Annotated in this window: 12 protein-coding genes; 6 read left to right on the top strand and 6 right to left on the bottom strand. The window is 65.1% G+C overall.

Features of this window, described 5'->3' with window-relative positions; genetic code table 11:
- Positions 1-51 precede the first annotated feature (51 nt).
- Positions 52-1,575, bottom strand: coding sequence for an IMP dehydrogenase (guaB, locus tag EGT50_RS00435; protein ID WP_127950660.1), 1,524 nt, complete (start codon positions 1,573-1,575; stop codon positions 52-54).
- 205 nt (positions 1,576-1,780) lie between these two features.
- Between guaB and EGT50_RS00430 the strand changes: the two genes are divergently transcribed.
- Positions 1,781-2,185, top strand: a complete 405-nt coding sequence (locus EGT50_RS00430; protein WP_127950659.1) for a DUF5319 domain-containing protein — start codon at positions 1,781-1,783, stop codon at positions 2,183-2,185.
- A 75-nt stretch (positions 2,186-2,260) separates the two neighbouring features.
- On the opposite strand, the gene EGT50_RS00425 is transcribed toward EGT50_RS00430, so the two are convergent.
- From EGT50_RS00425 to EGT50_RS00415, 3 genes are all read right to left on the bottom strand, one after another.
- On the bottom strand, positions 2,261-3,265 hold the full coding sequence (locus EGT50_RS00425) for an anti-sigma-D factor RsdA (RefSeq protein ID WP_127950658.1): 1,005 nt from the start codon (positions 3,263-3,265) through the stop codon (positions 2,261-2,263).
- Complete coding sequence (locus tag EGT50_RS00420; RefSeq protein WP_127950657.1) at positions 3,258-3,836, bottom strand: sigma-70 family RNA polymerase sigma factor; 579 nt, start codon at positions 3,834-3,836, stop codon at positions 3,258-3,260. The genes EGT50_RS00425 and EGT50_RS00420 overlap by 8 nt, the downstream gene beginning before the upstream one ends.
- 129 nt (positions 3,837-3,965) lie before the next feature.
- On the bottom strand, positions 3,966-4,769 hold the full coding sequence (locus tag EGT50_RS00415) for a hypothetical protein (protein WP_127950656.1): 804 nt from the start codon (positions 4,767-4,769) through the stop codon (positions 3,966-3,968).
- Positions 4,770-5,243: 474 nt separating this feature from the next.
- Here EGT50_RS00415 and EGT50_RS00410 point away from each other — a divergent pair, with 474 nt between their 5' ends.
- From EGT50_RS00410 to EGT50_RS00395, 4 genes are all read left to right on the top strand, one after another.
- The gene (locus EGT50_RS00410) at positions 5,244-5,534 is read left to right on the top strand and encodes a WhiB family transcriptional regulator (RefSeq protein WP_127950655.1); all 291 of its coding nucleotides are present in this window, start codon (positions 5,244-5,246) and stop codon (positions 5,532-5,534) included.
- Between the two features lie 178 nt (positions 5,535-5,712).
- On the top strand, positions 5,713-6,357 hold the full coding sequence (locus EGT50_RS00405) for a fasciclin domain-containing protein (RefSeq protein ID WP_127950654.1): 645 nt from the start codon (positions 5,713-5,715) through the stop codon (positions 6,355-6,357).
- A gap of 98 nt (positions 6,358-6,455) precedes the next feature.
- On the top strand, positions 6,456-7,109 hold the full coding sequence (locus EGT50_RS00400) for a sigma-70 family RNA polymerase sigma factor (RefSeq protein WP_408014592.1): 654 nt from the start codon (positions 6,456-6,458) through the stop codon (positions 7,107-7,109).
- A gap of 1 nt (position 7,110) precedes the next feature.
- Positions 7,111-7,815, top strand: coding sequence for an anti-sigma factor (locus EGT50_RS00395; RefSeq protein ID WP_127950652.1), 705 nt, complete (start codon positions 7,111-7,113; stop codon positions 7,813-7,815).
- A 63-nt stretch (positions 7,816-7,878) separates the two neighbouring features.
- On the opposite strand, the gene groL is transcribed toward EGT50_RS00395, so the two are convergent.
- Positions 7,879-9,492 carry a chaperonin GroEL gene (gene groL, locus EGT50_RS00390; protein ID WP_127950651.1) on the bottom strand — a complete coding sequence of 538 codons (1,614 nt, stop codon included), beginning with the start codon at positions 9,490-9,492 and terminating at the stop codon, positions 7,879-7,881.
- Between the two features lie 118 nt (positions 9,493-9,610).
- Positions 9,611-9,913, bottom strand: a complete 303-nt coding sequence (gene groES / locus EGT50_RS00385; RefSeq protein ID WP_127946165.1) for a co-chaperone GroES — start codon at positions 9,911-9,913, stop codon at positions 9,611-9,613.
- Positions 9,914-10,441: 528 nt separating this feature from the next.
- Here groES and EGT50_RS00380 point away from each other — a divergent pair.
- On the top strand, positions 10,442-10,750 hold the full coding sequence (locus EGT50_RS00380; protein WP_127950650.1) for a hypothetical protein: 309 nt from the start codon (positions 10,442-10,444) through the stop codon (positions 10,748-10,750).
- Positions 10,751-11,684: the final 934 nt, after the last annotated feature.

The following is an 11,684-nucleotide window of genomic DNA, read 5'->3' as shown; positions in this document are numbered from 1 at the left end:
CCCCTTTCTCGATTGTGTTGTGTGCTTTAGCTGTGTAGCTATGTCGTGTGCTCAGCGGGCAGCGTAGTTGGGTGCTTCGACCGTCATGGTGATGTCGTGCGGATGGCTCTCCTTCAGGCCGGCCGCGGTGATCCGAACGAACTGGGCATGCTGCAGCTGCTCGATGGAGGCCGAGCCGGTGTAGCCCATGGCCGCGCGAAGGCCGCCGGTGAGCTGGTGGATGACCTGCGACAGCGGACCACGGAACGGGACCCGCCCCTCGATGCCCTCCGGAACGAGCTTGTCCTCGGCGAGGACGTCGTCCTGGAAGTAGCGATCCTTGGAGTACGACTTACCCTGACCGCGACCCTGCATCGCGCCGAGCGAACCCATGCCGCGGTAGCTCTTGAACTGCTTGCCGTTCACCAGGATCAGCTCGCCCGGAGACTCGGCAGTACCCGCGAGGAGCGAGCCGAGCATCGCGGTGGACGCCCCGGCGGCAAGCGCCTTGGCAACATCACCGGAGAACTGGAGGCCGCCATCGGCGATGACGGGGACACCGTGGGCGGACGCGGCCGCAGTCGCTTCCAGAATCGCCGTGATCTGCGGGGCCCCGACACCGGCGATGACGCGCGTGGTGCAGATCGAGCCCGGGCCGACACCGACCTTGACGGCATCCGCTCCGGCCTCTACGAGTGCGAGCGCGCCGTCACGAGTCGCGACATTGCCGCCGATCAGCTGGACTCGGTCACTGACTTCACCCTTGAGCTTGGTGATCATTTCGAGCACGCCATGCGAGTGTCCGTGGGCGCTGTCGACGACGAGGACGTCGACGCCGGCGTCGGCCAGCGTCATCGCGCGGGTCCAGGCCTCGTCGCCGACGCCGACGGCGGCGCCGACCAGCAGGCGGCCGTCACGATCCTTGGTGGCGTTCGGGTGCTGCTCGGTCTTGACGAAGTCCTTGACGGTGATGAGACCGGTCAGCTTGCCCTGGCCGTCGACGATCGGCAGCTTCTCGATCTTGTGGCGACGCAGTAGCCCGAGCGCGACCTCCGCGGTGACACCCTCACGGGCGGTGACCAGAGGGGCCTTGGTCATCACCTCGGCGACCTGACGGTTCTGGTCGACCTCGAATCGCATGTCACGGTTGGTGATGATGCCGACAAGTTGGCCGGCGTCGTCGGTGACCGGTAGGCCCGAGATACGGAAGCGGGCACACATCGTGTCGACTTCGGCGAGGGTATTCGTCGGCTTGCAGGTGACCGGGTCGGTCACCATGCCGGCCTCGGACCGCTTGACGGTCTCGACCTGTGCCGCTTGCACCTCGACGGCCGAGTTGCGGTGGAGCACACCCATGCCGCCTGCACGGGCCATGGCGATGGCCATACGCGCTTCGGTCACGGTGTCCATCGCGGAACTCACCAAAGGGACGTTCAGGCGGATCTCACGGGTCAGCTGACTCGAGGTGTCCACCTGATTGGGGACAACGTCCGAGGCCGCCGGTAGAAGCAGCACGTCGTCGAAGGTGAGACCCAGCATCGCAACCTTGTTCGGGTCATCTCCCCCGGTGTGCACGTGCCCTCCGGTACTACTCATGCGGCTCGGGCCCTCCATGAAGCGTCATTCGAAACGAAAAAGAAGGAACTGGGCCGCCAAGAAATCCCCTTGTGAGAGTTCCCATGCACAGACCTTCGGAGACCATGGTATCGGCTCGCTCAGGAGCACACACGCGCGCGCTCCCCGCGACTCACCGGGCGCTATCAGCTAGCGCAGACGGGGCTGACCTGCGTACCGTGGTGGCGTGCGCGATCAACTGCCTCCCGGCCTCCCGCCGGACCCCTTCGCCGGTGACCCCGCCGATCCGTCCGCTGCGCTCGACGCAATCGAGCCGGGCCAGCCTTTGGATCCCCATGAGCGCCTTGCCGTGGAGGAGGATCTCGCGGACTTGGCCGTGTATGAGGGCCTCCTGAGCCACCGCGGAATCCGCGGGCTGGTCGTGTGCTGCGAGGACTGCCAGCAAGACCACTATCACGACTGGGACATGCTGCGCGCGAACCTGCTCCAGCTGCTGGTCGACGGCACAGTCCGCCCGCACGAACCGGCATACGACCCATCGCCTGACGCCTACGTCACATGGGACTACTGCCGTGGGTACGCGGACGCCTCGGTGAACGACGCGCTGCACCGCGACGGTTTCGACCGCTGAAGTTCACCCGCCGCAGAGCAAACGGCGCAAAAGGCCCGGCAGGATCTCCTGCCGGGCCTTTGTGTAGGTACCCGCTCAGCCGGTCGGCGTCGGAGCATCACCCAGCGAACCGGTCGAAACCCCGGTGTCCGATGTCTCGTCCGACGTTTCGTCCGACATCGCCGTCGACATCGTCGTCGACGTCTGTGTATCCGGTGTCGGAGACGGGCTGCTGGGCACCGACGTATCCGATGTCGGAGTGGGCGATGGAGTGTCCGACACCGTGGGCTCGGGGGCGACGGAGGTCGGCGACACCGGCAGTTGCGGGTTCGGTGTGGTCTGCGGGCTAGTCGTCGCCGACGGACCGGTCGGTGTCGGGGAAGTACTCGACGACTGGTCGACCGGCGAAGGCGACGGCGACGGCGACGGGTTGTCGGAAGGCACAGCCGCCGTAGTCGTGGCCCTTTGCAACTCGGTGAGGAGCCGCTCGCGCCATCCGTTCAACTCGTTCCGTGTTCCGGCCTCGTGCACGGCATTCGCCCGTTCTGCGGCCGAGTCGAGCTTGGCCTTGGCGCCATCGGTGTCACCGGTCGCGATGAGGTGCTCGGCCTCCTCCAGATTGGAGGTGGTGTCGATCTTGGCGACGGTCGAGGCGGCCCGTTCCGTGAAGACGACCTGTTTGACACCCCACAATGGATCGCCCGGCTCGGCGTTGTACGAGAAGATCGTCATACCGCCCATGGCGATTGCGACGACCGCCGCTGCCGCCGCTATCGGACGGAGCAGCCGGAGGTGACGGCGGCCCGAACGGGTACGAGTCGCAAGCGATTCCCGGGCCTCGAGTTCATGGTTGACGCGCTCGACGATCTCGTCGAGATCCGGCTCGGCCGGCAAGGGCTGCGCGAGGATCTCGGTGCGCCAGTTCGCAAGCAGCGCGGCGACCTGGTACTCCTCGGGACTGTCGGTCGCGACGGGTTCACCGCTCGCGATCGCGTCGATCAGAGCGTCGTCGCGGCGCACCGCCGACACGTCGACGGGACCGTCGTTCCCGGCGAGATCAGCGTGGGGATCGCCCGGCTCGCCATTGTGGCCCCTAGCCATGTCTCTCACCTGCTCTCGTCACTTCCTTCTTCAACTTGGCGATGGCTCGGTGCTGAGCCACCCGCACGGCACCAGCGGTACTTCCGACCGCTGCCGCCGTCTCCTCTGCGGACAGCCCCACGACGAGCCGGAGGACGAGGATCTCGCGGTGCTTCTCCGGAAGCGTTTCCAGCAGCGCGTTCACCTGTCGGCCCGTCTCCGAACTCAGCGCCCGGGCTTCGGGACCGTCCTCGGAGGAAACGACATCTGGTACTTCTGCAACTGGATCGGATTTGTTACGCGCCGAGTTGCGGTGTGCGTCCGCAACCTTGTGCGCAGCGATCCCGTACACGAAAGCCATGAACGGGCGGCCTTGATCCTTGTAGCGCGGAAGCGCGGTCATCACGGCCAGGCACACCTCCTGCGCCACGTCGTCCGCGGACAGGTTCCCCCGCTCCGAGGCTCCTACCCTCGCTCGGCAATACCGTACGACCAAAGGTCGAATACTCTGCAGGACTTGGGCCAGAGCATTCCGGTCGCCCTGCGCAGCGGCAGGGACGATGGAGTTCAACTCCTCACCCGTGTTAAACATCGTCAGAGCGAATCCTGGCGTTACAGTGGCACGTCCCCCCAGCCGGGTGTGCTTCCGCCGCGTGGCGGAACGTCTGTAAGACTAACGACACAGTCCGGCGAGGCGACGCCCCGCCCGAAATTCCAGCGGTCATGTCACGAACCTCCCGCCCCGACGGGCCAACACGGCTGCACAGTCGTCTCGCACGGCCCGCGCAGCTGCAGTCGGCTTTACACCGTTCACGAGCATTGCAGCCGCCCATCGCAGCGGCACCAGCCCATGTGTGTCGCTGTCGGCGAGTACCTGCTCAGCCGCCTGCAGAGCGCGATCAGATTCTGGCAATCCGGTCGCGGCCGCCGCGAACAGCAGGGCCGACTTGATGCGATGACGGACCGACGGGCAGTCCGCGGAAAGCGCAACGGCCGCCGCCGAGTGTGTCGCCGCGGTCTCGAAGTCGCCCTTTGCGAGTGCGATCTCAGTCGTCACCCAGTCCAGGCGGATGTGCTGACGCCAGAGAGTGTCCGGATCCCCGACCTCGTCCAGATACTCTCGGCAACGCGCGAGCAGTCGCCGCCCCAAGGCGAGCCGCCCGCAGCCGAGGGCATCGGCCGCGAGCCCAGTCAGCGCGTCGCATCGCGCCTCGTCAATCAGGGGCGCACCCTCGCGATCGCGCGAGCGACTCGCACCGACCAGAGCGAGAGCCTCACCGTCGTACCCGGAGGCACGAGCATGCGATCCCAGTTGCCGAAGAAGCGACGCCTGGCTACTCGCGGCCAGCGACAGGACCGCCGGCTGAGCGGTCGAGCGCCGCAGGGTCTCGAGCTCGGCACGAGCCTGGGCGTAGCGGCCCTGCCCGCCGAGCGCCACGCCGCGAAGCCAACGCCCGACGGCATCGCCGGGCACCGGCAGCGGGTATCGCCCAGGATCCGGGCCGAACGCGACGTCGCGGAGCATCCGACGAGTATCCCATCACCGACAGCCCGCCTTGGCTGATGCCGGTCGCAGTCCACAAATCGGACATCGCGGCCCCGGACGGAAGCAGTCGAACTCGCATCCGCCCCGACGAATGCACCACCTACCGTCTGCCAATTTTAAGAATTTGTGCCAACGGGGTTAACGAGAATTACCAAGCCGCACTCTCGGGCGACCCGAGTGACGAAATCACTCCAGAAGATTGCCCAGCTGGACACCCCATCTACCTGCACGGACTCGAGCACTTCGGGGCGTCGACATAAATGAGGTAAATGAACAACCCGTTAACTCTTCGCTCCGCAGATATGTGAATCACCACTGGCCAAGGGTGTTGACGCGATTTCATACCGCCCATTACGGTTACGTGTGCGTGGCCATTTTCATTGGTCCCGTCATCCCCGGGGGGTGGCGGGCTGCTTGCAGCATCATCGCGAGCCTGCCTACAGAGGAGTCCTGATGCCTGTTCCGAATCGTCTACCCGGACCGAACGCCGACATCTGGGACTGGCAGATGCGCGGGCTGTGTCGTGGGATGGATTCCTCTGTCTTCTTCCATCCGGACGGCGAACGTGGTCGTGCCCGGGCACAGCGGGAAAGCCGGGCCAAGGAGACATGCCGGCGTTGCCCGGTCATCAACCAGTGCCGCAACCATGCCCTGTCGGTGTGCGAGCCGTACGGGATCTGGGGTGGGTTGTCGGAGTCGGAGCGGGGGGCGCTCGCCCAGCAGACCCGCCGCCGGATCGCCTGAGGGTCCCTTCGCCGCCCACTGGGCATCGTCGTGCGCGGGGCTATCAACCACCGCGATGCTCTCAGATCGTTCGCGAAGTTCTGAGACGATGCCGCCCATCCGGACTGCCGCTCGCTCCGAAGTCCCTATCGACAGTTTCAATCGATACTGCTCGGAGCAACTGCCGGAGGGCAGACCCATGATCACGAAGACCCGCACTTTCGCCGTCGCCGCCACAGCCTCGGCCGCGCTCCTCGTTCTTAGTGCGTGCGCGACCGACGACGACTCGAATGGCACGACGACAACCCCGAGTCCGACGATGGAGAGCCCGATGAACGGCACGGCTGAGCCGGCCGCGAATCTGGTGGGGCCCGGTTGTGCCGACTACGCGGAGATGGTTCCCGAAGGCCCCGGCTCGGTGAGCGGCATGGCCCAGGATCCTGTAACCGTCGCGGCCTCCAACAACCCGATGCTGACGACCCTGACTGCCGCTGTATCCGGGCAGCTCAACCCGGACGTCAATCTGGTCGACACACTCGACGGCGGCGAGTTCACTGTGTTCGCACCGACCGACGAAGCGTTCGCGAAAGTCGATCCCGCGACCATCGAGCAGTTGAGGACCGACGATGCCCTGCTGACCGACATCCTCACCTACCACGTGGTTCCCGGAGAACTTGCGCCGGACCAGGTCGACGGGACACACACCACCGTCGAGGGCTCGGACGTGACGGTCACCGGGTCGGGCGACGACCTGAAGGTCGACGAGGCCGGTGTCGTGTGCGGCGGCGTGCAGACCGCGAACGCCACTGTGTACCTCATCGATTCGGTCCTGATGCCAAGCTAGGGTGCCGAGCTGGATTCGAGGCTGGACCGGTGGAGCCAAACACCGGCGCCACCCGAAGGGCCCACCAATCCCGGAAGATCCGGTCCGCGGACGCTACGGTGATCCTCGATGCCTTCGAACGAGGACACGTGAACGCGGCCGGATCCGCCGGCGGCGATGACGTCTGCCCGGCCGACAGCCGACGCGTCGTCGATGTGCGCGCCGACGAGGCGGCGGATCTGAGGATGTTGCTACAGCGCATCGCTTCCGCCGATACCGAAGCGTTCGCAGACTTCTACGACCGCACCGGTTCCCGCGTCTACGGTCTGATCCTGCGGATCCTTCGCGATCCGGGGTACAGCGAGGAGACGGCGCAGGAGGTCTTCATCCAGGTGTGGAAGTCCGCGGCCACGTTCGATCCGCGACGCGGTTCGCCGCTGTCGTGGCTGATGATGCTGGCGCACCGACGGGCCGTGGACCGGGTCCGTTCGGAGCAGTCGCATACCGATCGCGAGTTCGTCTACGAGACCACCAACCGCACCGACGATTTCGACGAGGTCACGGAGGAAGTCTCGCGGCGGGCGGAGCGCCAGGCGGTTCTCGACTGCATGCAGACGCTGACGGACATCCAGAGGCAGTCGGTAACCCTCGCGTACTACGGCGGTCGGACGTACCGCGAGGTAGCGGCGGAACTCGGAGTCGCAGTGCCGACGGTGAAGTCCCGGATCAGGGACGGATTGGTAAGACTCCGTGGATGTCTGGGGGTGAGGTGAGATGGACGACGACCTGATCGAGTGGGCGCACCTTCTCGCCCTCAACGCCCTCGACGATGATGACCGGAGCAAGCTGGAAGCACGCCTCGCCGGTGCGGACGAGACGACACGGGCTGAGTTCGACACCGCGGTGCGGTTGGCCCACGAGACGATGGCGGCCGCCAGTTCACTCGTCGCTGCCACGCCACCATCGTCGCTGCGCAACGACCTGCTGCGTCGGGTCTCCGGCGACGAGGTCTCGAAACGTCGAGCCGACAAGCGACGGTGGCGGATCGCGGTTGCCTCGGTGGCTGCCGCCGCGGCGCTGCTTGCCGGCGGCGTCGTCATCGGGAGTCAGTTCACGCAGACTCCACCGGCGACGTCGGTCACCGCGCAGATCCTCGATGCCCCCGACATGCAGTCGTCGTCGGCGGAGATCCCGGGCGGTGGTACCGCGACCGCGATGTATTCGAGGGAAGCGAACGCCGCGATGCTCGTGATGAACGGGGTCACTCCACCCAGGCCGGACACGGTCTATCAGATGTGGCTCGTACACGGAGACCAGCAGGTGTCGGTGGGAACGATGGGTCCCGGACAGGTGGCGCCCACTACCACCGCAGTGCTCGAGGACATCGATGGCGCGACGCAACTCGGCTTCACCGTGGAACCGCCCGGGGGATCGACGCAACCGACGGGCGACATGTTCGCATCTCTCCCGCTCATCTGACCCGAAAGCTGAAGGCCCCCGAACGAATTCGTCCGGGGGCCTTCGTCTCAACTGTTACCGAGGTCAGTGGGCGTGGCCGTGACCGGTATCGTCAGCTTCCTCAGCGGGCTTGTCGACCACGGCGCTCTCGGTGGTGAGCACCATACGAGCGACGGAGGCGGCGTTGACGACCGCGGAGCGAGTCACCTTGACCGGATCGACGACACCGTCGGCGAGGAGGTCGCTGTAGGTGAGGGTCGCGGCATTGAAGCCGTGGCCCTTGGCAGCCTCAGTCACTTTGCTGACGACGACAGAGCCGTCGTGGCCTGCGTTGGTCGCGATCCAGTACAAGGGGGCCTCGAGCGCGGTTCGCACCACCTCGACACCGGTGGCTTCGTCACCCGAGAGCGACGCGGCAAGATCGGAGAGGAGCTGACCCGCCTGGACGATGGCCGAGCCACCACCGGGGACGATGCCCTCCTCGACCGCGGCCTTGGCAGCGTTGACCGCGTCCTCGACACGGAACTTGCGCTCCTTGAGATCGGTCTCGGTGGCTGCACCGACCTTGATGACCGCCACGCCGCCGGCCAGCTTCGCGAGACGCTCCTCGAGCTTCTCACGGTCCCAGTCGGAGTCGGTGGTCTCGATCTCGCGCTTGAGCTGCGCGACGCGGGTGGCGATGTCCGCCTCCGTGCCGGCACCGTCGACGATCGTGGTCTCGTCCTTGGTAACGACGACACGACGCGCGGTACCCAGCAACTCCAGGCCGGCTTCCTTGAGCGAGAGGCCCATGTCGGCGGTGATGACGGTGCCCGCGGTAACGACGGCCAGATCCTCGAGGAACGCCTTGCGACGGTCGCCGAAGAACGGCGCCTTGACGGCAACGACCTTGAGTGTCTTACGGATCGAGTTCACGACGAGGGTCGACAGAACCTCACCCTCGACGTCCTCGGCAATGATCAGGACCGGCTTGCCGGATTCGGCGATCTTCTCGAGCAGCGGCAGGAATTCGGGCAGCGAGCTGATCTTCTCACGGTAGAGCAAGATCTGCGCGTCCTCGAGGACGGCCTGCTGCGTCTCCACGTCGGTGATGAAATACGGCGACAAGAAGCCCTTGTCGAACTGGACGCCCTCGGTGATGACGAGCTCGGTGTTGAGAGTCGAGGACTCCTCGACCGTGACAACCCCGTCGACACCGACACGAGTCATGGCCTCGCCGACGAAGTCGCCGATCTCCTCGTCACGCGACGAGACGGTGGCGACCTGGGCGATCGACTCCCTACCCTCGACCGGGGTCGCGGCGGCGAGCAGCGCCTCGGACACGGCATCGGCCGCCTTGCCGATCCCGACGCCGAGCGCGATGGGATTCGCCCCTGCCGCAACGTTCTTCATGCCGGCCTTGACCAGCGCCTGAGCGATCACGGTGGCGGTGGTGGTGCCGTCACCCGCAACATCGTTGGTCTTGGTGGCGACGCTCTTGACGAGCTGCGCTCCGAGATTCTCGAACGGGTCCTCGAGCTCGATCTCGCGGGCGATGCTCACACCGTCGTTGGTGACCGTGGGGCCACCGAAAGCCTTGGCGAGCACGACGTGCCGACCACGTGGACCGATGGTGACCTTGACGGCATCAGCGAGCTGGTCGACGCCACGCTCGAGGGCGCGTCGAGCCGTCTCATTGAACTCAATTTGCTTGGACATTGATTCAGGTTCTCCTGGGGCTCAGGGTCTTAGTCCCGAAGCGGGTTTCAGGGTTTCGGCCGGAAAACGCACTCCGCCCCGGGTCCGATGCGGAACTCCGGGGCGAGAGGCGTGAGGCTTACTTGGCGACGACAGCCAGCACGTCGCGAGCCGACAGGATCAGGTACTCCTCGCCGGCGTACTTGATCTCGGTTCCGCCGTACTTGCTGTAGATGACGGTGTCGCCTTCCTGGACGTCCAGCGGAATGCGCTTCTCGCCGTCCTCGTCCCAGCGGCCGGGGCCAACGGCGACGACGGTGCCCTCTTGGGGCTTCTCCTTCGCCGTGTCGGGGATGACCAGGCCGGAGGCAGTCGTCGTCTCGGCCTCGTTGGCCTGGACGAGGATCTTGTCCTCGAGCGGCTTGATGTTCACGCTCGCCACGATGAGCCCTCCACTTTCAGGGGTTCGTTGGGTCCGAGGCGGTTCCTCGGACCACGATCAGTTCAGTCACCACAATGACTCCTCACGAGCCCCGTCGTCGCGGGTGCCGGAGCTCGCTCAGCGTCGACTAGCACTCTATACACGAGAGTGCCAGCACTCAAGGGCGGCACTACCCGAGTGAGCCCGCTGCAGGCTCACTCGAACATCCCGCCCTTCGTCGCCGGCGCGGGCGCGGCGATCGCACTCGCAAGGCCGATGAAAGTGCGATCGAGTCCGCTGACGATTCCCCACATCCGGACGAAAGTCCCTGTCGCGGAGGCGGTCTAGTCGGTTGGTACTTCCTGTACCAGCCAACCAGTTCGGAGGGAACAGCCTCGGCATTGGATGCTGCCCCGCAGCGGACACATCCGGTGCAGGCGGCCTGCCGGCATTCCTGCCCGAAGCAACCGACAGCGCGCTATCCTCCCCATCGCGAAAGCTGATCCCTGAATAGCGATCGGATGATGCCACTTCAGCACCGGGAAGTAGATGATGTTCACCTCCAGCCTGAACGAGAAGCACTACAAAGAGCTCCGCGGCGTATTCTTTGGAATGTGCGGCTTGGCCATTGCTTCAGGTACAGCCCTCTTTGTCAGCGCCTTGTTCGAATACGCCAAGGGCGTCAATGGGGCTGCTGTTCTGATGTTTGCCTGGTCTGCGGGCATTGTAAGCTCCGGAATCATGGAGAAGGCTTCGCGTAAGAACCGTGGCACTGGTTTGCCAGTCGCGGTCCTGATCGCGAATTTTGCTTTGACGGCAGTGGGCGTATGGCTGTTGACGGGATTGATCCCGCACTGAATGACTCTCGAGGCTGTATTCGGGATCTAGCTACTACTTGAAGCTTCGCGAGCTAGCTCGCACAAGCGTCAGCGCCTCTTTGAGTCCCAGATTCGGGAACTTCTCTCTGACGGCCTTCACGGCCGCTACCTCGCTGTTCGCGTTGGCTACAGCAGTTTCTATCTCGGAAGCGGGTATGGCCGCCGGCCCATCCTCTTGTTCATTTGAACCTGCCCCTCGGCGCGATCGCGAGCGGTCGCTTCGGTAGGTTGCAAGGAGGACGATTCCGGAGACGGTAAATAGTCCAGCGGTCCACCAATCGTGCTCCGCCAAATCATCGATGATCAATAGTGCGAAGGCCGCGGCCATGAGCGCAACTAGCCAAGGCTCAAGCCGCTCGGTGCTGACCTTTCGCATTCTTGCCCCTGCATTCTCGAGTTGGATCCGACAGTCAATCGAACACCCGGCCGTGCAGTGCGCGAACCCAACGGAACTTGCACACTCGCTGCTGCCCGCAGCCAGCGAAGTCTAACAGTTCTCGGCGACCGCTGTGATTCCCGGGAATTCGGCAGCAAGCACGGCACTAATCCCGAGAGTCGTTGGGAGTCTCAGATAGCCGGCCCGGTTTTCGCATGCTCACTTCTCCGTCGCATCCGAGACCGGCGGAGGCGGATAGGCTGCGACGTCTGCTCGCCGAGGTCTGGGGTCCCGCTCATGTTGGTACCGCGAGCGTCATTCCCGCGCGGACCATGATCAGACGATCGACCGCGCCGGAGCGGAGGTTCGTTGCAGACCTGATGGCTCACTGTCGTTCGACTCCATGACTCCCGGGGTCCTGACGAGCGCGGAGCAGCCGCAGGGACGGCAGAGAATTACACGCAGAGAATTCTGAACTATCAGGAGATGAAACTGAACGTTCGGACAGGAGGAAAAACCGTGGACCGTCCGGTTTGCG

The organism is Rhodococcus xishaensis (genome assembly GCF_004011825.1).
Taxonomy (GTDB): Bacteria; Actinomycetota; Actinomycetes; order Mycobacteriales; family Mycobacteriaceae; genus Prescottella; species Prescottella xishaensis.
The sequence above is the reverse complement of the archived record's forward strand: the minus strand, read 5'-3'. Positions and strand labels throughout refer to the sequence as shown.

Coding starts and splice junctions, on each gene's coding strand:
- guaB (WP_127950660.1), bottom strand. CDS start 1,575: ATGAGTAGTACCGGAGGGCACGTGCACACCGGGGGAGATGACCCGAAC.
- EGT50_RS00425 (WP_127950658.1), bottom strand. CDS start 3,265: ATGGCTAGGGGCCACAATGGCGAGCCGGGCGATCCCCACGCTGATCTC.
- EGT50_RS00420 (WP_127950657.1), bottom strand. CDS start 3,836: ATGTTTAACACGGGTGAGGAGTTGAACTCCATCGTCCCTGCCGCTGCG.
- EGT50_RS00415 (WP_127950656.1), bottom strand. CDS start 4,769: ATGCTCCGCGACGTCGCGTTCGGCCCGGATCCTGGGCGATACCCGCTG.
- EGT50_RS00410 (WP_127950655.1), top strand. CDS start 5,244: ATGCCTGTTCCGAATCGTCTACCCGGACCGAACGCCGACATCTGGGAC.
- EGT50_RS00405 (WP_127950654.1), top strand. CDS start 5,713: ATGATCACGAAGACCCGCACTTTCGCCGTCGCCGCCACAGCCTCGGCC.
- EGT50_RS00395 (WP_127950652.1), top strand. CDS start 7,111: ATGGACGACGACCTGATCGAGTGGGCGCACCTTCTCGCCCTCAACGCC.
- groL (WP_127950651.1), bottom strand. CDS start 9,492: ATGTCCAAGCAAATTGAGTTCAATGAGACGGCTCGACGCGCCCTCGAG.
- EGT50_RS00380 (WP_127950650.1), top strand. CDS start 10,442: ATGATGTTCACCTCCAGCCTGAACGAGAAGCACTACAAAGAGCTCCGC.